The 22,999-nt window shown below is 74.8% G+C and carries 14 protein-coding genes and 2 pseudogenes; 7 read left to right on the forward strand and 9 right to left on the reverse strand.

Translation table 11 applies throughout. The annotated features are described in order from the left end of the window. Window positions 1-60: 60 nt before the first annotated feature. The 4 genes and pseudogenes from RM780_RS08105 to RM780_RS08120 all read right to left on the reverse strand — a co-directional run. Window positions 61-1,065 (reverse strand): annotated as a pseudogene (locus tag RM780_RS08105) (ABC transporter ATP-binding protein); the annotation flags it as partial. Between the two features lie 172 nt (window positions 1,066-1,237). Further along, on the reverse strand, window positions 1,238-2,209 hold the full coding sequence (locus RM780_RS08110; protein ID WP_394812917.1) for an ABC transporter permease: 972 nt from the start codon (window positions 2,207-2,209) through the stop codon (window positions 1,238-1,240). Further along, a complete protein-coding gene (locus RM780_RS08115) occupies window positions 2,209-3,213 on the reverse strand; it encodes an ABC transporter permease (RefSeq protein WP_311629866.1) in 1,005 nt (334 codons plus the stop codon). Before RM780_RS08115 ends, RM780_RS08110 begins: the two co-directional genes overlap by 1 nt. 106 nt (window positions 3,214-3,319) lie before the next feature. After that, window positions 3,320-4,981 carry an ABC transporter substrate-binding protein gene (locus tag RM780_RS08120; RefSeq protein WP_311629867.1) on the reverse strand — a complete coding sequence of 554 codons (1,662 nt, stop codon included), beginning with the start codon at window positions 4,979-4,981 and terminating at the stop codon, window positions 3,320-3,322. A gap of 407 nt (window positions 4,982-5,388) precedes the next feature. Here RM780_RS08120 and RM780_RS08125 point away from each other — a divergent pair. The 6 genes and pseudogenes from RM780_RS08125 to RM780_RS08150 all read left to right on the forward strand — a co-directional run bounded on the left by RM780_RS08125 (window position 5,389) and on the right by RM780_RS08150 (window position 18,690). Beyond that, a pseudogene (locus RM780_RS08125) lies at window positions 5,389-7,433 on the forward strand (alpha-1,4-glucan--maltose-1-phosphate maltosyltransferase). Then, complete coding sequence (gene treS, locus RM780_RS08130; RefSeq protein ID WP_311629869.1) at window positions 7,420-9,126, forward strand: maltose alpha-D-glucosyltransferase; 1,707 nt, start codon at window positions 7,420-7,422, stop codon at window positions 9,124-9,126. Before RM780_RS08125 ends, treS begins: the two are co-directional and overlap by 14 nt. A gap of 313 nt (window positions 9,127-9,439) precedes the next feature. After that, window positions 9,440-10,942, forward strand: coding sequence for a maltokinase N-terminal cap-like domain-containing protein (locus RM780_RS08135; protein WP_311629870.1), 1,503 nt, complete (start codon window positions 9,440-9,442; stop codon window positions 10,940-10,942). Further along, window positions 10,939-13,224 carry a 1,4-alpha-glucan branching enzyme gene (gene glgB, locus RM780_RS08140; RefSeq protein ID WP_311629871.1) on the forward strand — a complete coding sequence of 762 codons (2,286 nt, stop codon included), beginning with the start codon at window positions 10,939-10,941 and terminating at the stop codon, window positions 13,222-13,224. The genes RM780_RS08135 and glgB overlap by 4 nt, the downstream gene beginning before the upstream one ends. Window positions 13,225-13,255: 31 nt before the next feature. Then, window positions 13,256-15,280, forward strand: a complete 2,025-nt coding sequence (locus RM780_RS08145; RefSeq protein ID WP_311629872.1) for a sialidase family protein — start codon at window positions 13,256-13,258, stop codon at window positions 15,278-15,280. Between the two features lie 41 nt (window positions 15,281-15,321). Further along, on the forward strand, window positions 15,322-18,690 hold the full coding sequence (locus RM780_RS08150; protein WP_311629873.1) for a BTAD domain-containing putative transcriptional regulator: 3,369 nt from the start codon (window positions 15,322-15,324) through the stop codon (window positions 18,688-18,690). Here the strand turns inward: RM780_RS08150 and RM780_RS08155 are convergent. Further along, complete coding sequence (locus tag RM780_RS08155; protein WP_311629874.1) at window positions 18,672-19,511, reverse strand: ABC transporter permease; 840 nt, start codon at window positions 19,509-19,511, stop codon at window positions 18,672-18,674. The two genes, RM780_RS08150 and RM780_RS08155, sit on opposite strands and share 19 nt — an antisense overlap. Next, window positions 19,508-20,563 carry an ATP-binding cassette domain-containing protein gene (locus tag RM780_RS08160; protein WP_311629875.1) on the reverse strand — a complete coding sequence of 352 codons (1,056 nt, stop codon included), beginning with the start codon at window positions 20,561-20,563 and terminating at the stop codon, window positions 19,508-19,510. The genes RM780_RS08155 and RM780_RS08160 overlap by 4 nt, the downstream gene beginning before the upstream one ends. Before the next feature lie 229 nt (window positions 20,564-20,792). On the opposite strand from RM780_RS08160, the gene RM780_RS08165 reads away from it, so the two are divergent. Beyond that, the gene (locus RM780_RS08165) at window positions 20,793-21,182 is read left to right on the forward strand and encodes a DoxX family protein (protein ID WP_311629876.1); all 390 of its coding nucleotides are present in this window, start codon (window positions 20,793-20,795) and stop codon (window positions 21,180-21,182) included. A 30-nt stretch (window positions 21,183-21,212) separates the two neighbouring features. Here RM780_RS08165 and RM780_RS08170 read toward each other — a convergent pair whose 3' ends face one another. From RM780_RS08170 to RM780_RS08180, 3 genes are read right to left on the reverse strand one after another with little or no spacing between them, the layout of a single operon-like run. Next, window positions 21,213-21,626 carry a VOC family protein gene (locus RM780_RS08170; protein ID WP_311629877.1) on the reverse strand — a complete coding sequence of 138 codons (414 nt, stop codon included), beginning with the start codon at window positions 21,624-21,626 and terminating at the stop codon, window positions 21,213-21,215. 10 nt (window positions 21,627-21,636) lie between these two features. Next, a complete protein-coding gene (locus tag RM780_RS08175) occupies window positions 21,637-22,098 on the reverse strand; it encodes a helix-turn-helix transcriptional regulator (RefSeq protein WP_311629878.1) in 462 nt (153 codons plus the stop codon). Window positions 22,099-22,130: 32 nt separating this feature from the next. Next, complete coding sequence (locus RM780_RS08180; RefSeq protein ID WP_311629879.1) at window positions 22,131-22,871, reverse strand: Clp protease N-terminal domain-containing protein; 741 nt, start codon at window positions 22,869-22,871, stop codon at window positions 22,131-22,133. Between the last annotated feature and the right edge of the window lie 128 nt (window positions 22,872-22,999).

Below are 22,999 nucleotides of genomic sequence, written 5' to 3' on the forward strand. Positions count from 1 at the left end.
CGGCGGGCCGCCGGGCCCTGCTTCGGCGCCGTCCCCGGTTCCTTCCGCCGCCGCGGGCGCGGGTGGCACCGGGTGGACGCAGCGCACCCGGTGCGAGGCGTCGCCGGAAGGCGCCTTTGGCCGGGGCGCCAGCGAGGGCGGCCCGTGCAAGCAGGCGTCGGTGACCGCGTCGCAGCGGGGGGCGAAGGCGCAGCCGTCGGGCCAGTTCAGGCGGTCGTTGATGGAGCCGCGGATGGGGGTGAGGCGTTCGCCGCGGGGGGCGTCCAGGCGGGGGATGGAGCCGAGGAGGCCGTGGGCGTAGGGGTGGGCGGGGGCGGCGAACAGCGGGCGGCGGGGCGCGGACTCCACGACCTTGCCCGCGTAGAGGACGTTGACCGTGTCGCACAGCCCCGCGACCACGCCCAGGTCGTGGGTGATCATCAGCAGCGCCGTGCCCTGGTCGGTGACCAGCTCGCGCAGCAGTTCCAGGATCTGCGCCTGGATGGTGACGTCCAGCGCGGTGGTCGGCTCGTCCGCGATCAGCAGGCGCGGGGCGCAGGCCACGGCCATGGCGATCAGCGCGCGCTGCCGCATCCCGCCGGAGATCTGGTGGGGGTACTCGCGCAGGCGGCGGGTGGGGTCGGGGATGCCGACGCGCTCCAGCAGCCGGGCGGCCTCGGCGCGGGCGGCCTTGCCGCGCAGCTTGCGGTGGCGGGCCAGGATCTCGGTGACCTGGACCCCGATGGGCACCACGGGGTTGAGGGAGGAGAGCGGGTCCTGGAAGACCATGGCGAGCTGGGTGCCGCGCAGGTCGCGCAGCGCGGCGGGCGGCAGCCGCAGCAGGTCCGCGGGGGCCGCGGCGCCGGGGACGCGGTAGCGGGCGTGGCCGCCGGTGCGCACGCCGCGCCGGGGCAGCAGGCCCATCAGGGCGAGGGAGGTGACGGACTTGCCGCAGCCGGACTCCCCGACCAGGCCCACGACCTGGCCCTCATCCACGGCGAACGACACCCCGGCCACCGCCTCGGCGTCGCGCCGGCCGCGCGCGGTGAAGGTGACGGACAGGTCCTCGACGGTCAGCAGACTCACTGTGCCTCCTCGTTCTCCCCCAGGCTTCGCCTGGGGGTGCCCCCATCTCCGCACGCGCGGCGCGGTGCGGGCATCGTCACCATCCGCGGCCCGGCAGCCGCGCTGGGGGTACCTCCCGCCCCCAGGCTCCGCCCGGGGGGACCCCCACGCGGGGGAGCGGCGCTCACGGGGGTCAGCTCCGCAGCTTCGGGTCGAGGGCTTCGCGCAGGGCCTCGCCGAGCAGGGTGAAGCCGAGGGCGGTGACGATGATGCCGAGGGCCGGGTAGACGGCCATCATGGGCTCGGCGTCGAAGAAGCGCTGGGCCTGGGCGAGCATCACGCCCCACTCGGGCTGGGAGGCGTCGGGGTTGCCCAGGCCGAGGTAGGACAGGGCGGCGGCCTCGATGATGGCGGTGGCCAGGGCGAGGGTGGTCTGGACGATGGCCGGGCCCAGGGAGTTGGGCAGCACGTGGGCCAGGACGATGCGCCGCCGCCGCACGCCCGTGGCGCGGGCGGCCAGGACGTAGTCGGCCCCGGCCTGGGCGAGCATCGAGCCGCGCAGCAGCCGGGCGAAGACCGGCACCTGGACGACGCCGACCGCGATCATCACGGTGGTCAGGCTCTGGCCGAGGACGGCGGCGACGCTGACCGCGAGCAGCAGCGAGGGCAGCGCCAGGGCCATGTCGGTGAAGCGCATCAGCACGGTGTCCAGGCGGCGCCCGGCCCGCCCGCCGAAGGCGAGGGCCGCTCCGGAGACGCCGCCGATCAGGGCGCCGACGGTGAAGCCGAGGACGGTGGAGACCACGCCGACCATCAGGGTCTGGCGGGCGCCGACCAGCATCCGGGAGAGCTGGTCGCGGCCGAGGTGGTCCAGGCCGAGCCAGTTCTCGCCGCGGGGTCCGACGAACAGCGACTGGTTGACGCGGACCTCGTCGCGCCAGAGCTGGGCGGTGGGGTCGTGGGGCGCGATCCACGGGCCGAGGACGGCCAGCAGCACGAAGACGGCCATCACCGCGCCGCCGACCAGGGCCATCTTGCTGTGCCGCAGGCGGCGCAGGGCCTCGCGCCAGAGGCTGCCGCCGGCGGGGTCCTCGCGGCGCGCGGTCAGCTCGGCGAGCCGGTCGATCCTCTCCTGCTTGGCGAGGGGGGACAGGGGCGCGGCCATCAGTTCACCCGCACTCTCGGGTCGATGAGCCCGTAGGCGAGGTCGACGAGCAGGTTGAGCAGGACGTAGACGACGGCGATGAAGAGGATGAAGCCCATCAGCACCGGGTAGTCGCGCAGCGAGATCGCGTCGCGGATGAACGACCCGATGCCGCCGAACGCGAAGACCGACTCGGTCAGCACGGCCCCCGACAGCAGGCTGCCGGTGAGCAGCCCGACCGTGGTGACGACCGGCAGGAGGGCATTGCGCAGGATGTGCCGGCCGCGGACCACGCGGCGGGTGAGGCCCTTGGACTCGGCGGTGCGGACGTAGTCCTCGGAGACGACCTCCAGCACGCTGGCGCGGGTGATGCGCACGACCACGGCCAGCGGGATGGAGGCCAGCGCGACCCCGGGAAGCACGAGGTGCTGGACGGCGTCCCAGGAGGCGTCGAACTCGCCGGTGAGCAGGCCGTCCAGCACGGTGAAGCCGGTGACCTCGGTGGCGTCGATGCCGGAGGACTGGCGGCCCACGCTGGGCAGCCAGTTGAGGTTCACGGCGAAGAGGGCGCGCAGCAGGAAGGCGAGGAAGAAGACGGGGACGCACACCCCGATCAGGGAGCCGGAGACGGCGAGCACGTCCAGCCAGCTCCCGCGGCGGCGGGCGGCGAAGTAGCCCAGCGGAATGCCGATCACGGTGGCGATGAGCATCGCGGTCAGGCCCAGCTCGACCGTGGCGGGGAAGCGCTGGGTGAACTCCTCCCACACGGGCTGCCCGGTGTGCACGGAGTTGCCGAGGTCCAGCTCGCCCAGGCGCCGCACCCAGCGCACGTACTGGACCCACACCGGCTCGTCCAGGCCCAGGTCGGCCTCGATCTGGCGGCGGGCGGCCTCGGTGGCGCGCTCGCCGAGCAGCGCGGAGGCGGGTCCGCCGGGCAGCCGGTGAATCCACAGGAAGAGGAGCACCGTCAGGCCGAGCAGCGTGGGTATGAGCTGGAGCAGCCTGCGGAGGATGAGTCGGAGCACCGAGGGGGATCGCCTTTCTCTGGTGCGCGGTCGACGTGAGGCGGGGTGCGGGGGCGCGGGCGCCGCCCGCCCCGGCCGGGCGGCCGGGGCGGGCGGCGTGGGGGCGCTACTCGCGGAAGCGGACCTCGGCGAAGTTCTCGTCGGTCAGGGGGGAGACGGTGGGCGGCTCCACGTCCGGGGAGAACGCGATCGAGGGCGGCGAGCTGGAGATCGGGACGCCCGGCAGGTAGTCCATGACCAGCTCGTTGGCCTGCTGGTAGAGGCCGACCCGGGTCGCGGGGTCGGGCTCGGTGCGGGCCTCGGTGAGCAGGCCGAACAGCTCCTCGTTCTCGAAGCCCCACTCCAGGGTCGGCTCGGCGAACCAGGTGCCCAGGAAGTTGTAGCCGTCGTTGAAGTCGCCGGTCCAGCCCAGGAGATAGAGGTCGCAGCCGCCGTTCCTCGTGGTCTCGTGGTAGTCCGGGTTCCACGGCAGGGCGATCGGGCTGACCCGGATGCCCACCTCCTGAAGGTCGGCGCGCAGCAGCTCGTAGATGTCGGCGGGGGCCGGCATGTACGGGCGGGTGACCTCGGTCGGGTAGCAGAAGTCGAACTCCACGCCCGTCCGGTCGGCCTGGGTCAGCAGGTCCCGCGCGCGCCCGGGGTCGTGCTCGTAGAGCGTGACCTCCTCGGAGTACCCGTCGACCGTGTCCGGCATGAACTGGGTGGCGACGACCCCGCCGTCCGGGAGCTGGGAGTTCACGATGTTCTCCCGGTCCAGGGCGTGGGCGATGGCCTGGCGGACCCTCAGGTCGCCCAGGGCCTCGTGGCCGTCCTGGGTGAAGCCGAGGTAGAGGAGGTTGAAGACGTCGCGGACCGGGACCTGGAAGCCGTCGGCCTCCAGGGTGGCCACGTCGGCGGGGGCGACGAGGTCGTAGCCGTGGATGTCGCCGGCCTGGAGGGCCTGGCGGCGGCCGTCCTCCTCCGGGATGGTGCGGAAGACCAGCTCCTCGACGTGGGCGGCCTCGCCCCAGTAGTCGTCGAAGCGGGTGAGGGTCACCTCGCCGCCGGAGTGGTTCCACTCCGTGATCTCGTAGGGGCCCGTGCCCGCGACGGTGCCGGCCTCCTGGCTGTAGCCGGGGAAGGTGATGTTCTCGCCCTCGCCGCCGGCCTCGTCAGAGGCGTACGCCTCCAGGGAGTTGGGCGAGTGGATCGCGAAGGCCTGGAGGGAGAAGCCGCCGGGGTAGTTGGCCGAGGGCTCGGCGACCTCGATGACGGCGGTCAGCGGGTCGGGGGCGGAGCAGCCGGCGTAGTTGGCCTCGGGAACGTCCTCGCTGCCGTTCTCGGCGAAGCCGCCGAAGACGGTCTGCCAGTAGTAGGAGAGCGTGGGGTTCTGGTAGGTGCCCGACCAGTTGTACCAGCGGTCGAAGTTGGCGCAGACGACCTCGCCGGTCAGCTCGGCGCCGTCGTGGAAGGTGACGCCCTCCCTGAGGCGGAAGGTCCATTCGGTGCCCGCGTCGTTGCTCGACCACTCCTCGGCGAGCCCGCCGGTGAGCTGTGTGGTGCCCGGCTCGTGGTCGAGCAGCGTTTCGAACGCCTGCCGGGTGACGCGGAAGGTCTCGCCGTCGCTGGCCAGCGAGGGATCGAGGGACTGGGGATCGCCGGGGGCGCCGAAGACAAAGCTGTCGCCGCCTCCGTCCTCCCCCCGCTCGCTGGCGCAACCGGTCACGGCCAGGCCGATGGCGAGGACGGCCGCAAAGAGCTTCGCGGCCATGGGTCTTGCTATGCGCATCGTCCACCTCAGGCTTGTCGGCGGGGTTGTCGGGGATACGGCGTTTCGGTGGACGGCACATTACTGCCAGGCCGCGGGGCTGGGAAGCGCGCGTAGATACGCGATATCGACCCGAGATCTGCCCCTTAAACGCTGACATCAGCCGTGATTTCGGGCACACTTGAGGATGCGTTGAGGAACGCCCCCGGATCACTCCCGTCCCGGAAATCCCGCCCGCATCATCCGGCAACACGGCCGTGACATATCCCGGCGCCCCCACCCGGGTGAACGCGCGCGAAAGGGGCTTCCCGCCAAACCTGCTTTTCAGGGGCAAAGCATCGTCAAGGCGCTAGAAAGGACGAGTCCCGCGCCGGGCAGGGCCGGGGCGGACAAATGACCTGCATTCCTAGCGCTTCAGGGGATCCCACATGATCGGTCGCATTCCCGTCCTCGACGTCCAGCCGAGCGTTGACTGCGGGCGCCGCCCGGCGAAGGCGGTTCCCGGGGAGACCTTCGAGGTCTCGGCGACGGTCTTCCGGGAGGGCGCCGAGGCCGTGGGCGCCAACGTCGTGCTGCGGGACCCGGACGGCCGGGGCGGGCCGTGGACCCCGATGCGCGAGCTGGCGCCGGGCACGGACCGCTGGGGCGCGGAGGTGACGCCGGACCGCGAGGGGCGCTGGACGTTCGCGGTGGAGGCCTGGGGCGACCCGGTGGCCACCTGGCGGCGGCACGCGCGGATCAAGGTCCCGGCCGGAGTGGACCCCGAACTGACCCTGGCCGAGGGCGCCGCGCTGCTGCGGCAGGCCGCCTCGGGGGTGCCCAAGAGCGAGGGCAAGGGCGCGGTGGCGGCGGCGGCCGAGACGCTGCTGGACGCCTCGCTGCCGCCCGGGGCCCGGCTCGCGGTGGCCCTGGACCCCGAGGTGACGGCCGTTCTCGACCGCTTCCCGCTGCGCGCGCTCCTCACCTGCTCCCGGCCGATGCCGCTGCTGGTGGAGCGGGAGCGGGCGCTGTTCGGCTCCTGGTACGAGATGTTCCCGCGCTCCGAGGGGGCGCTCCTGCGCCCGGGCGCGCCCCCCGTCTCGGGGACGCTGCGCACGGCGGCCAAGCGGCTGCCCGCGCTGGCGCGGATGGGCTTCGACGTGGTCTACCTGCCGCCGGTGCACCCCATCGGCACGGCCTTCCGCAAGGGCGCGGGGGGCGCGCTTCGGGCGCGGCCGGGCGACGTGGGCTCGCCGTGGGCGATCGGCTCGGCCGAGGGCGGGCACGACGCGATCCACCCGGACCTGGGAACGACCGAGGACTTCGCCGCGTTCGTCCAGGCCGCCGCCGCCGAGGGCATGGAGGTGGCGCTGGACTTCGCGCTCCAGTGCAGCCCGGACCACCCGTGGGTGAAGACCCACCCGGAGTGGTTCAGCCGGCGGGCGGACGGCAGCATCGCGTTCGCCGAGAACCCGCCGAAGAAGTACCAGGACATCTACCCCATCTCCTTCGAGCAGGACTTCCGGGGCCTGGTGACGGAAACGCTGCGGCTGCTGCGGTTCTGGATGGGGCACGGGGTGCGGATCTTCCGCGTGGACAACCCGCACACCAAGCCGGTGGTGTTCTGGGAGAAGGTCATCGCGGACATCAACCGCACCGACCCCGACGTGATCTTCCTGGCCGAGGCGTTCACCCGCCCCGCGATGATGCACACGCTGGCGCGGATCGGCTTCCAGCAGTCGTACACCTACTTCACCTGGCGGACCTCCAAGACCGAGCTGACGGAGTACCTGACGGAGCTGTCGGGGGCCGCCGCCGCGTACATGCGGCCCAATTTCTTCGTCAACACGCCGGACATCCTGCACGCCTACCTCCAGCACGGCGGGCGCCCGGCCTTCGAGGTGCGCGCCGTGCTCGCCGCGACCCTCTCTCCCACGTGGGGCGTGTACGCCGGCTACGAGCTGTGCGAGAACGAGCCGGCCGAACAGGGGAGCGAGGAGTACGCGCACTCCGAGAAGTACGAGCTGCGCCCGCGCGACTGGGAGGCGGCCGACGCGGCGGGCCGCTCGATCACCCCGCTGATCACCACCCTGAACGCGCTCCGGCGGCGCCACCCGGCGCTGCGCCGCCTGCGCGATCTGCACTTTCACCGCACGGACAACGAGCACATCCTGGCCTACTCCAAGCGCACGCGGACACCGGAAGCCGACTGCGTTCTGACTGTGGTCAACCTCGATCCCTACCGCACCCACGAGGCAACGGTCTCGTTGGACATGGAGCAACTTAAGGGGATCGGTCTCTCTCCCGGTCAGGAGAGCGGCTCCGAGCCCCTTCCGGTGGTCGACGAGCTCACCGGTGCGACCTACTACTGGGGCAGGGACAACTATGTGCGGCTTGAGCCGGGCCGTGAGGGTGCCCTCGCGTCGTCCGCCCACATTCTGGCCCTGCGACCGTCCTAGAGACCGGAGGGTCACCCAACCATGAGCGTCAATGAGCCGGTCCCCGATACGTTCGAGGACACGCCCGCCCGCGACCGCGACCCCGAGTGGTACAAGCGCGCGGTCTTCTACGAGGTCCTCGTGCGGTCCTTCCAGGACAGCAACGGGGACGGCATCGGGGACCTGAAGGGCCTCACCTCCCGACTGGACTACCTGCAGTGGCTCGGGGTCGACTGCCTGTGGCTGCCGCCGTTCTTCAAGTCACCGCTGCGCGACGGCGGTTACGACGTGGCGGACTACACCGACACCCATCCCCAGATCGGGGACCTGGCGGACTTCGTGGAGTTCGTCGACGCCGCCCACCAGCGCGGGATGCGCGTCATCATCGACTTCGTCATGAACCACACCAGCGACCAGCACCGGTGGTTCCAGGAGTCGCGCCGCGACCCCGACGGCCCCTACGGGGACTACTACATGTGGGCGGACGACGACAAGCAGTACGCGGACGCCCGCATCATCTTCGTCGACACCGAGTCCTCGAACTGGACGTTCGACCCGGTGCGCAAGCAGTACTTCTTCCACCGCTTCTTCTCCCACCAGCCGGACCTCAACTACCGCAGCCCCGCGGTGCAGGAGGAGATCCTCTCCGCCCTGCGGTTCTGGCTGGACCTCGGCATCGACGGCTTCCGGCTGGACGCGGTCCCCTACCTGTACGCCGAGGAGGGCACCAACTGCGAAAACCTTCCTGCGACGCACGCGTTCCTCAAGCGGGTCCGGGCCGAGATCGACGCCCACTACCCCGACACCGTGCTGCTCGCCGAGGCCAACCAGTGGCCCGAGGACGTGGTCGACTACTTCGGGGACTTCGAGGCCGGCGGCGACGAGTGCCACATGGCGTTCCACTTCCCCGTCATGCCGCGGATCTTCATGGCCGTGCGCCGCGAGTCCCGCTACCCCGTCTCCGAGATCCTGGCCAAGACCCCCGAGATCCCCGCCCGCTGCCAGTGGGGGATCTTCCTGCGCAACCACGACGAGCTGACCCTGGAGATGGTCACCGACGAGGAGCGCGACTACATGTACGCGGAGTACGCCAAGGATCCGCGGATGCGCGCGAACATCGGCATCCGCAGAAGGCTGGCGCCGCTGCTGGACAACGACCGCAACCAGATCGAGCTGTTCACCGCGCTGCTGCTGTCGCTGCCCGGCTCCCCGATCCTCTACTACGGGGACGAGATCGGGATGGGCGACAACATCTGGCTCGGGGACCGGGACGCGGTGCGCACGCCCATGCAGTGGACCCCGGACCGCAACGCCGGCTTCTCCTCCTGCGACCCGGGCCGGCTGTTCCTGCCGACCATCATGGACCCGGTCCACGGGTACCAGGTCACCAACGTCGAGGCCGCCATGTCCTCGCCGTCCTCGCTGCTGCACTGGACGCGGCGGATGGTGGAGATCCGCAAGCAGAACCCCGCCTTCGGGCCCGGCTGCTACGCGGAGCTGCCCTCCTCCAACCCGGCCGTGCTGGCGTTCCTGCGCGAGTACGAGGGCGACCTGGTGATGTGCGTCAACAACTTCTCCCGCTTCTCCCAGCCCACGGAGCTGGACCTGCGTCCCTGGGCCGGGCGCGTTCCCGTGGAGCTGATCGGCGGCGTCCGCTTCCCGCCCATCGGGGAGCTGCCCTACCTGCTGACGCTGGCCGGGCACGGCTTCTACTGGTTCCGGCTGGGCGAGGCTCCCCGGGCCTCCTGAGCCCCCCACCGGGCCGCACCCCGGCCCGGCTCCGCCACCGCGCGGCCCGCCCGGCCGCGTCACCCGGCGCCCCCGGGCGCCCCCGGGCGCAGCGGCAAGGACCCGCGCTGCGCCCGACCCCCTGCCCCGACCCTCCCTGCCCCGGCTTCGCGTCCCGGCCTCACGCCCCGGCCCACGCCCGGTGCCGCCGCCATCCGCGTTACGCGCCTGACCCGCTCGGTCGTTTTCGCCCGACACGTCCCCCGCCACCGGCCCAACCCGCGGCACGATCCGCAACACTCCGTCAGGAATTCGTGCCCGGGGAAAGGACGCCATGTCGGACGCCATGTCGGATGGGCTGCCGGAGGGCGCCTCGCCCGCCTCCCCGCACCGGACGGCCCCCGCCCGGCCCGCGCTCGCCTCCGCCCCGCACGGCAGCCCGCTGCTGCGCTCGCTCACCGGCCCCCTGGCGCGCTGGCTCCCCCGGCAGCGCTGGTTCGCCGGGAAGGGACGCCCGCTGACCGGCCTGACCCTCATCTCCGCCACCGAGTTGCTGCCCCGCTCCGAGGACGGCAGCGCCCCCGGGCTGCTGCACCTGCTGGTGCGCACCCGGCAGAGCAGCTCCCAGCCCGGCGCCCCGCCGCGCGACCCGTCCGGCGGCGACTGCTACCAGCTACTGCTGGGCGTGCGCGCCGGCCTCCCGCCCGCCCTCGCCCCCGCCCTGGTCGGCCGCCCCACCGAGGGCCCGCTGCGGGGCCTGGCCGTCTACGAGGCGCTGCACGACGCGCGCCTGGCCGCCGTGCTGGTGGAACGCCTGCGCACCCCCGGCCGCCTGGGCACGCTGACCTTCGGCCGCGCCGGGGGCGCCGAGATCCCCGGCGGCCTCCCGGCCAGGCTGCTGACCAACGAGCAGAGCAACTCCTCGGTGGTGTACGGGGATTCCTTCATCCTCAAGCTGTTCCGCCGGGTCAGCCCCGGCGTCAACCCCGACCTGGAGCTGCCGCTGGCACTGGCCGAGGCCGGCTGCCCCCGGGTCCCGGCGCCCGCCGCCTGGTTCGAGGCCGCCTGGCCCGGCACCGGCACCGAGCCGCTGACCCTGGGCGTTCTCCAGCCCTTCCTGGCCGGCTCGGCCGACGGCTGGCAGCTCGCCCTGCGCTCCCTGACCCGCCGCGCCGACTTCACCGCCGCCGCCCACGCCCTGGGCCGCGCCACCGCCGAGGTGCACACCGCGCTGGCCGCGGCCCTGCCCACCGGGGTCCTGGCCGGGGCGGGCCTGGAGGAGGTCGCGGCCGGGATGAACGACCGGCTGGCCGAGGCCGCCTCCGCCGTCCCCGCGCTGCGCCCCTACCGGGCGGGCCTGGGGCGGGCGTACGAGGAGGTGGCGGCGTTCGCGCGGAACGGCGGGAGCTGCGCGGTGCAGCGGCTGCACGGCGACCTGCACCTGGGGCAGGTGCTGTGCGCCCCGGACCGGGCCGGGCGCGGCAGCCTGTGGTGGGTCATCGACTTCGAGGGCGAGCCGGCCCGGCCGCTGGAGGACCGGCGCGGCCTGGGGCCGCCGGTGCGGGACGTCGCCGGAATGCTGCGCTCCTTCGACTACGCCGCGGCCCAGCACCGGGAGAGCCTCGGCTCCTTCGCGGAGGCGTGGTCGCGCGCCAACCGCACGGCCTTCCGCCGCGGCTACGCCGAGGCCGCGGGCGGGGACCCCGCCGGGACGGCGGCGCTGCTGCGGGCGTACGAGACGGACAAGGCGGTCTACGAGGTGCTGTACGAGGCCCGGCACCGCCCGGGGTGGCTGGAGGTCCCGATGACCGCGATCCGCAGGCTGGCCGCCGCATGAGCCGCCGGGCCGGACGCCGCGCCGGACGGCGGCTGCGGCACCGCCTGGCGCGGGTGACCGCGCGCACGCCCGTCCACGCCCACGCGGGAAGCCCGGCGCTGCCCGCGGCCCTGCGCGCCCCTGAGCTGGAGCCCGGGGACCGCGCGCGGCTGCTTCAGGGGGCGCACCACGACCCGCACGCCCTGCTGGGCGCGCACCCGGTGGCCGGGGGCACGCTGATCCGGGTCCTGCGCCCGCTCGCGCGCCGGGTCGCGGTCCGCGGCCGGGCGCTGGCGGACGAGGGGGACGGGCTGTTCGCCGCCGTGCTGCCGGGGCCGCTGCCCGAGCCCTACCGGCTGTCGGTCACCTACGCGGACGGAACGCACCTGGTGACCGACGACCCCTACCGCTTCCTGCCCTCGCTGGGCGAGCTGGACCTGCACCTGATCGCGCAGGGGCGGCACGAGCGGCTGTGGGAGGCGCTGGGGGCGCGGCCGATGTCCCACCAGGGCGTGCGCGGCACGCGGTTCTCCGTCTGGGCGCCGAGCGCGCGCGGGGTGCGGGTGGCCGGGGACTTCAACCACTGGGACCCCACGGGCTTCCCGATGCGCTCGCTGGGCGCCTCGGGGGTGTGGGAGCTGTTCGTGCCGGGCGTGGGCCCCGGCACCCGCTACAAGTACGAGGTGCTGGGCGCCGACGGCGTGCGCACCCTGCGGGCCGACCCGCTCGCCCGCCGCACCGAACTCCCGCCCGCCACCGCCTCGGTGGTGCACGCCGGGCGTTACACCTGGGGCGACGCCGCCTGGCTGGCCCGCCGCGCCGAGACGCCCCCGCACGCCGCGCCGATGTCCGTCTACGAGGTGCACCTGCCCTCCTGGCGGCCGGGCCTGTCGTACCGGGAGCTGGCGAAGGAGCTGCCGGCCTACGTCAGCCGCCTCGGCTTCACCCACGTCGAGCTGATGCCCCCGGCCGAGCACCCCTACGGCGGGTCCTGGGGGTACCAGGTCACCGGCTTCTACGCGCCCACCGCCCGCCTGGGCACCCCGGACGACTTCAAGTACCTGGTGGACGCGCTGCACCGGGCCGGGATCGGCGTGCTGATGGACTGGGTGCCGGCGCACTTCCCCAAGGACGAGTGGGCCCTGGCCCGCTTCGACGGGACGCCCTGCTACGAGCCCGCCGACCCGCTGCGGGCGGAGCACCCGGACTGGGGGACGCTCGAGTTCGACTACGGCCGCCCCGAGGTGCGCAACTTCCTTGTCGCCAACGCCCTGTACTGGTGCGAGGAGTACCACCTGGACGGCATCCGGGTGGACGCGGTGGCCTCGATGCTCTACCTCGACTACTCGCGCCCCGAAGGGCAGTGGACGCCCAACGCGGACGGCGGGCGCGAGAACTGGGACGCGGTGGCGTTCCTCCAGGAGATGAACGCCACGCTCTACCGCCACTGCCCCGGCGTGGTGACCATGGCCGAGGAGTCCACCGCCTGGGACGGGGTGACCCGCTCCACCGACCGCGGGGGCCTGGGCTTCGGCTTCAAGTGGAACATGGGCTGGATGCACGACACGCTGGGCTACCTGGCCCGCGACCCCGTGCACCGCTCCTGGCACCACCGGGAGATGACGTTCTCCCTGGTCTACGCCTACTCGGAGAACTACGTCCTGCCCATCTCGCACGACGAGGTGGTGCACGGCAAGGGCGCGCTGGTGGAGAAGATGCCCGGCGACTGGTGGCGCCGGCGGGCCACCCACCGCGCCTACCTGGGCTTCATGTGGGCCCACCCGGGCAAGCAACTCCTCTTCATGGGACAGGAGTTCGCCCAGGGCGCCGAGTGGTCGGAGGAGACCGGGCCTCAGTGGTGGGTCCTGGACCCGGCCTACGTGGCGGCCGGCGACCACCAGGGCGTCGCGGACCTGGTGCGCGACCTCAACGCCCGCTACCGCGAGACGCCCGCGCTGTGGCGACTGGACAGCGACCCCGCCGGCTTCGCCTGGGTCGACGCCGAGGCCGCGGCCGACAACGTCTTCGCCTTCCTGCGGATGGCCGGGGACGGAACGCCCCCGCTGCTGGCCGTCTGCAACTTCTCCCCCGTCGTGCGCCCGGCCTACCGCCTGGGCGTCCCCGGGCCGCCCGGCGCGGCCTGGCACGAGGTCCTCAACACCGACGACCGGGCCTACGGCGGCAGCGGCGTGACGCAGCCCGCGCCGCTGCGGGCCGAGCCCGTCCCCAGCCACGGCCGTCCCGAGAGCGTCGCGCCCACGCTGCCGCCGCTGGCGACCGTCTGGCTGCGGCCCGCGCCCTGACCCGCCCCTTCCGTCCCCCTCGGGAGCCGTCTTGCCGCACGCCCCCGCGCTGTTCGCCGCCCTGGCCGCCGCCGCGCTGTGGACCCTGGCCACCGCGCCGCCGGCCGCCCCGACCCCGCCGAGCCCGACGCCGTCCTCGGCCGTTTCCCCGTCCCCGGCCGTGCCCTCGGCCGCGACTTCACCCGCGACCCCGGCGCCCGAGCCGACCGAGCCGGGCGAACCGCCCGCGTCGGGCGGGCCCTCCTCCCGCGCCGAGGCCCCCCGGCGCGCCTCGGCCGGCGGGCCCGCGCCGGAGCTGAGCGCGCCGTTCGTCCACCACACCGAGGGCTACGCCTGCTTCCGCATCCCCGCGCTGGTCGCCACCCCCGGCGGGACGCTGCTGGCGTTCGCCGAGGGCCGCGTCGTGGACTGCGACGACGTCGGCGACATCGACCTGCTGCTGAAGCGCTCCACCGACGGCGGCCGGACCTGGGGCCCGCTGACCGTGCTGCGCGGCGACGGGGACGAGGACGGCTTCGGCAACCCCACGCCCGTGGTGGACGAGGAGACCGGCCGCGTCTCGGTGCTCCACGCCCACAACGCCTGGACGCTGGAGGGCGAGGACCGGGTGCGCGGGCCGCGATCGCTGCACGTGCTGCACAGCGCCGACGAGGGCGTCACCTGGGAGCGGGGCGCCGACCTGTCGGCGCTGAAGGGCGAGGACTGGACCTGGGTCTCGGTCGGCCCCGGGCACGGCCTCCAGCTCCGCAACGGCCCGCACGCCGGCCGCCTGATCGTTCCCGGCGACCACGACGCGGCCTCCGGCCGCTCCGGCGCGCAGCTCTACTACAGCGACGACGGCGGCCTGACCTGGCACACCGGCGCGCTCTACGAGACGGCGAGCGAGGACGCGCACCCCGGCGAACTCACCGTCGCCGAGCGGGCGGACGGCACCCTCTACGTCAACGCCCGCTCCTCGGCCACCTGCGGAACGCAGCACCACCGCCTCGCCGCCACCAGCGAGGACGGCGGCGCGAGCTTCGCCGGGGAGGGCTTCGCGCCGGTGACGGACGTGCAGGCCCCGCCCGTCTCCGGCTCGGTGCTCGTGCCCCGCGAGGGCCGGATGCTGCTGTCGGCCCCGGCCAGGCCGGGCGCCGAGGCCATCCCCGACCGCTGGATGATGGCGGTGCGCACCTCGGAGGACGAGGGCGCCACCTGGAGCACCACGGGCACCGTCATCACGCCCGACCGCTCCGGGTACTCCGACCTGGCGCTGCTGCCGGACGGGGAGATCGGGCTGCTGTACGAGACGGACTCCTTCAGCCCGCACGGCACCCTGACGTTCACCGCCTTCACCGAGGAGACGCTGGACGCGGGCGCCGGGGACGTGATCCTGCCGCGCGCCCCGGACGCCTCGGGCCAGGAGAACCACGCCGTGGTGCACGGCGGCGCGCAGCCCTCGGCCTCGGGCCGCTGGGGCGGCGCGATGACCCTGGACGGGACGGACGACTACCTGCGGCTGATCAACTGCCCGCCCTCGCTGCGCCTGGACGGCGAGGAGTTCGCGGTCTCGGCCTGGTTCCGCTACGAGGCCGGCGACGGGGGGCATCCGCTGCTGTGGGGCTACGGGCACGCGCCGGGGCGGCGGCAGTTCTGGCTGCGCGCCGAGCCGGCCGAGGGGCGGCTGCGGGGGGCGCTGGACGTCGGGGACGCGGAGACGGCCGTCACCGTGGACACGGGCGCGGCCTTCAACGACGGGACCTGGCACCACGTGCTCCTCGAACGGGAGGGCGGGCAGCTCCGGCTCTCGGTGGACGGGGCGACGCCCGCGGTGACGGCGGCGCCCCCGGGGCCGGTGACGCCGGACGACCCGTTCTCGCTGCACCTGGGCGCGCGGCCGGACTACGCCGAGCACTTCGCGGGCGCGCTGGACGACGTGCGGATCTACGGCCGCGCGCTGAGCGACGCGGAGGCCGCCGAGGTGCGGGCCGGCGCGGACGGACCGGCGAAGGAGGAGCTGCGGGTCAGGCTGGCGTTCGACGAGGAGCTGCTGCGGGGGCTTCCCTCCTCCTGGTGAGGCGTGCCCGGGGGCCCCGCGCCGGTGAGAGACTGGCCCTCGTGCAGGGGAGTGCGGGGTCCGGCGTGCGGGTCGGCGTTCTCGGGCCGCTCCAGGTCATCGCGCCCGGCGGGCGGCCCGTCGCCGTGGGCGGGGCCAGGCTGCGCGCGCTGCTGATCCGCCTGGCGCTGGACGCGGGCGCCCTGGTGCCCGCCGAGGTGCTGGTGGACGCCCTGTGGCCCGGCGCGGAGGCCCCGGGCGACCAGGCGAACGCCCTGCACTCCCTCGTCTCGCGGCTGCGGCGGGCGCTGCCGGGCGGCGCGGAGCTGCTGCGTTCCCAGGCCGGCGGGTACCGGCTGGAGCTGCCGCCGGGGGCCGTGGACGCCCTGCGTTTCGAGGAGCTGGCCCGCGCGGGGCGGCGCGCGCTGAGCGACGGGGACCTCGCCGCCGCGGCCGGTCCGCTGCGCGAGGCGCTGGCCCTGTGGCGCGGGCCCGCCCTGGCCGACGCGGGCGAGGCCCCGTACGCGCTGGCGGTGGCAGCCCGCCTGGAGGAGCTGCGGCTGACGGCCGTGGAGGACCTGGCCGAGGCCGAGCTGAACGCCGGGCGGCACGCGGCCGTTCTGGCGGAGCTGGAGGGCCTGGTCGCGCAACACCCGCTGCGGGAGCGGGCGTTGGGCCTGCTGATGCGGGCCAGGTACGCCGCGGGGCGGCAGGCCGAGGCGCTGGCCGCCTACGAGGCGCACCGCGCCCGGCTGGCCGAGGAGCTGGGCGTGGACCCCTCCCCCGAGCTGCGCGCCGTCCACCTCGCGGTGCTGCGGGCCGAGGCCCCGGAGACCGACCGGGCGGCCGGGAACCTGCCCGCGCCGCTGACCAGCTTCGTGGGCCGGGAGGAGGAGCTGGGCCTGATCCGCAAGCAGCTTGCCGAGTCCCGGCTGGTGACCCTGGTCGGGCCGGGCGGCGCGGGGAAGACCCGGCTGGCGACCACGGCCGCCGCCCGCCTCGCGGAGGGCTACCCGGGCGGGGCCTGGCTGGTGGAGCTGGCCTCGGTCACCGACCCGCACGACGTGCCGCAGGCGGTGCTCGCGGCGCTGGGCCGCCGGGTCACCGCCGTCCAGGAGCACCGCCCGCCGGGCACTCCGGGCCCGTCCTCGCCGCACGAGGCCACCGACCTGCTGGCCGAGGCGCTGGGCCCCGGCGCGCCGACCCTGCTGCTGCTGGACAACTGCGAGCACCTGATCGGGGCCGCCGCCCGGCTGGCCGACGGGCTGCTGACCCGCTGCCCGCGCCTGCGGGTGCTGGCCACCAGCCGCGAGCCGCTGGCCCTCGTCGGGGAGGCGCTGTGCCCGGTCCCGCCGCTGGCCACCCCGCCGGACGGCGCGGGCGCGGACGAGGCGGCGGGGCACGCGGCCGTGCGGCTGTTCGTGGACCGGGCCGCCGCGGTGCGGCCGGGCTTCGCGCTGAACCGGGAGAACGCCGCGCCCGTCGCGGAGATCTGCCGCCGCCTGGACGGGCTGCCGCTGGCCATCGAGCTGGCCGCGGCCCGGCTGCGGACGCTGGACCCGGCGCACCTGGCGGCCCGCCTGGACGACCGGTTCCGGCTGCTGACCGGCGGCAGCCGCACCGCGCTGCCCCGGCACCAGACGCTGCGGGCCGTGGTCGCCTGGAGCTGGGAGCTGCTGACGGAGGCCGAACGCGCCCTGGCCGAGCGCCTGTCGGTGTTCGCGGGCGGCGCCACCCCGGAGAGCGTCGAGGGCGCCTGCGGGGTTCCGGCCGAGGAGGCCCTGGACCTGCTGGCCTCGCTGGCCGACAAGTCGCTGCTCCAGCGGGCCGAGGCCGGGGAGGGGCCGGGGCCGAGGTTCCGGATGCTGGAGACGCTGCGCGAGTACGGCATGGAGCGGCTGGCCGAGGCGGGCTCGGCCGGGGCCGCCCGGGACGCGCACGCCGCCCACTTCCTGCGGCTGGCCGAGCGCGCCGAGCCGCGCCTGCGCGGCCCGGCGCAGCTTCGCTGGATCGACGTGCTGATCGCGGAGCGGGACAACCTGCTGGCCGCCCTCCACCACGCCGTGGGCAGCGCGGACGCGGCCACGGCCGTCCGGCTCGCCGCCGCGCTGGGCCAGTTCTGGACGATGCAGGGCAACCACGCGGAGGCGGCGAGCCGGCTGCGCTCCGCCCTGGCGGTGCCCGGGGAGGCGCCCGCGGAGGCGCGGGCGGTGGCGATGACGTTCGCCGTGCTCAACGGGGCGGCCGGGGGCAGCGCGGACAGCGTGGCGCCCCTGGTGGAGGAGTTGCGGGGGCGGCTGAGGGCCATCGACCCGCTGACCGGGCACCCCGTGCTGGCCACGCTTGAGCCGGGCCTGGCGATGTACGCCGAACGGGCCGTGCACGGCATGGAGGCCACCGCGCGGGCCCTGCGCCACACCGACCCGTGGGCGCGGGCCATGCTGCGGCTGATGCGCGCGGCGATCCGCGAGAACGAGGGCGACCCGCACGGCGAGCACGAGGAACTGGCCCTGGCCGCCGAGGGGTTCCGCGCCACCGGGGACCGCTGGGGGCTGGCGCTGACCCTCGCCTCCCAGGGCCTGCTGTCCCGTCAGCTCGGGGACCTCGACGGCGCGGTGGCCGCGCTGCGGGAGGCGATCCGGCTGCTGCGCGAGCTGCGGGCCGAGTCGGACGCGGAGCAGATGCGGGTCCGGCTGGCCGCGGTGCGCGGCCACCGCGGGGAGCGCGCCGAGGCGCGGGCCGAGCTGGAGGAGCTGGCGGGGGCGGCGGAGCGCCGCGGCTCGGCCTTCCTCGCCGCCAGCGCCCGGCTGGCGCTGGGCGACCTGCTGCGCCAGTCCGGGGACGGGCCCGGCGCGGCCCGGCAGTACGCCGAGGCCGTGGCGCACGCCGACAGCCGGGTGTTCGTCCAGCCGCAGCTCAACGCCCTCATCCGCGCCGGTGCCGCGCTGACCGGCCCGGCGGAGGAGGCGGTGGGACTGCTGTCCGAAGCGTGGGAAGGAGCCGTGGAGGTGCGGGACATGCCGGTGGCCGCCTCGGTGGCGGTGCGGGTCGCGGAGCTGGTGCTGAGCCGGGGCCAGGACCCCGGACCCGGCCGACCCCGACGTGGCCTCGCTGACCGAGCGGCTGACCCGGGCGCTCGGGGACGAGGCGTTCGCCGAACGGTACGGCTGGGGCCGGGAGCTGAACCGGGCGGCGGCCCTGGCGCTGCTGCGCGAGACCCTGGCCTCTCCGGTGCCGGACGCCGGGCCCGTCCCGGGCGCGAGGCCGGGAACGGGCGGGCGCTTCGGGGCGGGGGCGACGCCCCGCACGGACGCGGCCCCCGGCGCCGAGGGGACGCCCGGCGCGGAATAGGGCCTTCGCCGTGGCCGGGGGCAGGGCCGGGCGAGGGCGCGGGGCACGCGTTCGGGCCCGGCTACGACTTGCGGCGGTAGGCGCGGACCGCGAGGGGGAAGAAGACCGCGAACAGCGCCACCGACCAGGCCAGGGTCTGGGCCACGGGCGCGGCCACCGGCCCGCCGTTGAGCAGGCCGCGCGCCGCCTCCATCACGTCCGTGACGGGGTTGACGCCCACCCACCACTGGAGCCAGCCGGGCAGGGTGTCGGTCGGCGCGATCATGTTGGTGCCGAAGGTGAGCGGGAAGAGCGCGAGGAAGCTGATGCCCTGCACGCTCCCCGGCTCGCGCGCCACGACGCCCAGCAGCACCGAGGCCCAGCTCAGCGCGAAGGCGAAGAGCATCACCAGCAGGCAGGCGGCCACCGCGGAGAGCGGGCCGGTGCCGATCCGGTAGCCGAGCGCCGCGCCGAAGCCCAGCAGCACGAGGATGCAGACCACGAAGCGGACCATGTCCCCCAGCACCGAGCCCAGCAGCGGCGCGGAGCGGCCGATGGGCAGGCTGCGGAAGCGGTCGAAGACGCCCTTCTTGATGTCGGTGTTGAGGTTGATGCCGGTGGCGACCGAGGCGAATATCACCGTCTGGACCATGATCGCGGGCAGCAGGAACGTCAGGTACTCCTCGGTGGAGCCGGAGACGGCGCCGCCGAGGAGGTAGACGAAGAGCACGACGAAGATCACCGGCTGGAGGGTGACGTCGATCAGCTGCTCGGGGGTGCGGGCGGTCTTCAGCAGGCTCCGCCCGGCCAGCGCGAGGCTGTGCCGCAGCAGGCGGAACGGCGCCCGCGGCGGCCGTTGGCCCGTTTCCTTGCGCGGGCCCTCGGGGGCCACGGCGGTCTCCGGGGCCGTCGCGAGGCTCATGCCACCGTCTCCTTCGTCTCGCGTGCGGTGGCGGCCGGGGCACCGTCCGCGCGTCCGCCGCCGTGTCCGGTGCTGTCGTCTGCGGTGCCGTCGTCTCCGGCCTCCGCCGGTCCCGCCCCGGCCGGGCCCTCGCCGGTCAGGGCGTAGAACACCTCGTCCAGGCCGGGGAGTCTGAGCGACAGCTCGGTCACCGCGATGTCCTCCGCGGCCAGCCGGCCGACCACCGGCGCGAGGGCCGCGTCCCCGGCCACCGGCACGCTCAGCAGTCCGCGCGCGGGCGAGGCCGGGCGTTGGCCCGTGACCCGCTCCAGCACGGCCGCGGCGTCCGGCAGGCGGTCCTGGTCCCGCGGGCGCACCTGGAGGGACTGCCCGCCGACGACGGCCTTGAGCTGGTGCGGGGTGCCGTGGGCGATGACCGTGCCGCGGTTCATCACCGCGATTTCGTCGGCCAGCGCGTCCGCCTCCTCCAGATACTGGGTGGTCAGCAGGACCGTGACGCCCTCGGCCGCCTGCCGCCGCACCAGCGCCCACACGTCGTCGCGCTTGGCCGGGTCGAGGCCGGTGGTGGGCTCGTCGAGATAGACCACCTCGGGGCGGGCGACCAGGCTCGCGGCCAGGTCCAGGCGGCGGCGCATCCCGCCGGAGTAGGTCTTGGCCCGCCGCCCGGCCGCCTCGGTCAGCCCGAACTGCGCCAGCAGCTCCGCCGCCCTGGCCTGGGCCGCGCGGCGGGGCAGGTCGAGCAGGCGGCCGATGAGGACCAGGTTCTCCGCGCCGGTCAGGTCCTCGTCCACGGAGGCGTACTGCCCGGTCAGCCCGATCCGGCGGCGCACCTCCTCGGCGTGCCGGACCACGTCCCAGCCGGCGACCGTGGCCCGCCCGGCGTCCGGCCGCAGCAGCGTGGCCAGGATCCGGACGGCGGTGGTCTTGCCGGCGCCGTTCGGGCCGAGCACCCCGAGCACCGTGCCGGGCCGCGCCGCCAGGTCCACCCCCGCCAGCGCCGTCGTTCCGCCGAAGCGCTTGACCAGCCCCTCGGCGCGGAACGCGTAGGTCACGGCGTTCTCCTTCCCTCGTGTCGTTCCGGCCCGGGGTCCCTCTGCGGGACCTGCCGGGAACGTCCAGGGCTGGAGCATGCGGGAGGGGCCTGTCATCCGGCGCACAGCGGCCTGTCAGGGGCCGTGCGGGGGCCGGGCGGCCGTTCACTACTCGTCGGTAAGATGCGGCGGGCAGGGGCCTGACGCCCCGCCCCTGCCCGCCCCTCCCCGCCACCGGACGGAGAACCCGATGCCGAGACTGCCCCGCATCCGCTCCCGCCACCTGACCCCGCTGGCCCTGGCCGGCCTGCTCGGCGCGGCGGGAACGCTGCACTTCAGGGCCCCGAAGTACTACGACGCGCTGATCCCCGAGGCGCTGCCGTTCGGCCCCCGCCCGTGGACCTACCTCAGCGGGGCCGCCGAGCTGGCCTGCGCGGCGGCCGTCGCCGTCCCGGCCACCCGGCGGGCGGGGGGTCTGGCCGCCGCCGGGCTGTTCGCGGCCGTCTTCCCGGGCAACCTGAAGATGGCCCGGGACTGGCGGGGGCGCGGCGTGGTGGCGCGGGGCGTCGCCTACGGACGGCTGCCGTTGCAGGCCCCGCTGATCGCCTGGGCGCTGAAGGTCAGCCGCGACGCCCGCTGACCGCCGCGCCCGCCTCCCCGCTACCTCCGGCTACTTCCGGGGCTGGTTGAAGCGGAGCATGTTGCCGGCCGGGTCGCGGAAGGCGCAGTCGCGGACGCCGTAGGGCTGGTCGATCGGCTCCTGGAGGACCTCGCCCCCGGCGGCCCGCACGCGTTCGAAGGTGGCGTCCACGTCGTCGGTGGAGAAGATCACGCCGCGCAGCATGCCCTTGGCCAGCAGCTCGGCCATGGCCTGCCTGTCGTCGGGCGAGGCGTTGGGGTCGGCGGCCGGGGGTTCGAGGACGATCTCGACGTCCGGCTGGGCGGGCGAGGCGACGGTGACCCAGCGCAGCCCCTCGAAGGCGACGTCGTTGCGCACCTCCATGCCCAGAACGTCGCGGTAGAAGGCGAGGGCCTTGTCGTGGTCGTCGACGGCGATGAAGCACTGAGAGAGCTTGATGTTCATGCCCTCGAAGCTATGAGACGGAGGGCGATTCCGCTTCTCCGATCCTGACCGGTTCGCCGCCGGGCGGGGGCGGGGGCTGCGCGTTTCTGACCGGCCGGGTGAGGATCTTGGCCACGCACGGGGGGATGGCGGCGCCCGCCTCGTGGGGGCGGGCGCGGTAGGCGCTCGGGGTCTCGCCGACCAGCTCGGTGAAGCGGGAGCTGAACGACCCGAGCGAGGTGCAGCCCACGGCGAAGCAGACCTCGGTGACGCTCAGGTCGCCGCGCCGCAGCAGCGCCTTGGCGCGCTCGATGCGGCGGGTCATCAGGTAGCTGTAGGGGGTCTCGCCGTAGGCGGCGCGGAAGCTGCGCGCGAAGTGCCCCGGCGACATGAGGGCGACGGCGGCCAGCGCGGGCACGTCCAGGGGCTGCGCGTAGTCGCGGTCCATGGTGTCCCGCGCGCGGCGCAGCCTCACGAGGTCGTCCAGTCTCACGTTGCCCAGCATGGCACGCACGCCCGGCCGTTTCACTGCGCGGGGCCGGCGCCCGTTCCGGACAGGCGGGCCAGCTCCCGGGCGACGTACTCCTCCATGGCGTCCTTGCGCACGCCGAGGCCGGAGAGCACGCCCGTGCCGCCCTCGGCCTCCAGCAGCGCCAGGGCCAGGTGCTCGGTGCCGACGTAGTTGTGGCCCAGGCGCAGGGCCTCGCGGAACGTCAGCTCCAGCGCCTTCTTGGCGGCGGCGTTGTACGGGATGAGCGCGGGCGGCTCCTCCTCCGGCGCGGGCGGCAGCGCGGCGGCCACGGCGGCGCGCACCTCCTCCGGCCCCGCGCCCTGCTCGGCGAGGGCGACGGCCCCGATGCCCTGCGGCTCGGACAGCAGCCCCAGCACCAGGTGCTCGGGCCGGATCTCCCCGTCCCGCCGCGCGCGGGCCTCCTCCTGCGCCGTCACGACGACGTTCCTCGCCCTCGGGGTGAACCGCTTGAACCCCTCGGAGAAGTCGATCTCGCCCCCCTCCTTGGTCACGAACCGCTTCTGCGCGGCCTGCCTGCTCACCCCCATGCTCCGCCCGATCTCCGCCCACGAAGCCCCCGAGCGCCGCGCCTGATCCACGAAGTGCCCGATGAGATGATCCGCCACCTCCCCCAGATGATCGGCCGCCACCACGGCATCGGCGAGCTGGTCGAGCACATCGCTGTGCACCTTCTTGATCGCATGAATCAGGTCATCCAGCCGGACCTGACCCGTCACACTCACGGGATTCACCATGCCGTCAACCCTAGGTTGACACCCGCCGAGGTGTCAACCTGACATTGACAGCCCGTCGCGCCGCGACTTCCGGCTCGCCCGACCGATGAATGCACCACACCTTTCCCGTTCCGGAAACACGAGGCCCT

The organism is Streptomyces boetiae, assembly GCF_031845405.1.
Taxonomy (GTDB): domain Bacteria; phylum Actinomycetota; class Actinomycetes; order Streptomycetales; family Streptomycetaceae; genus Streptomyces; species Streptomyces boetiae.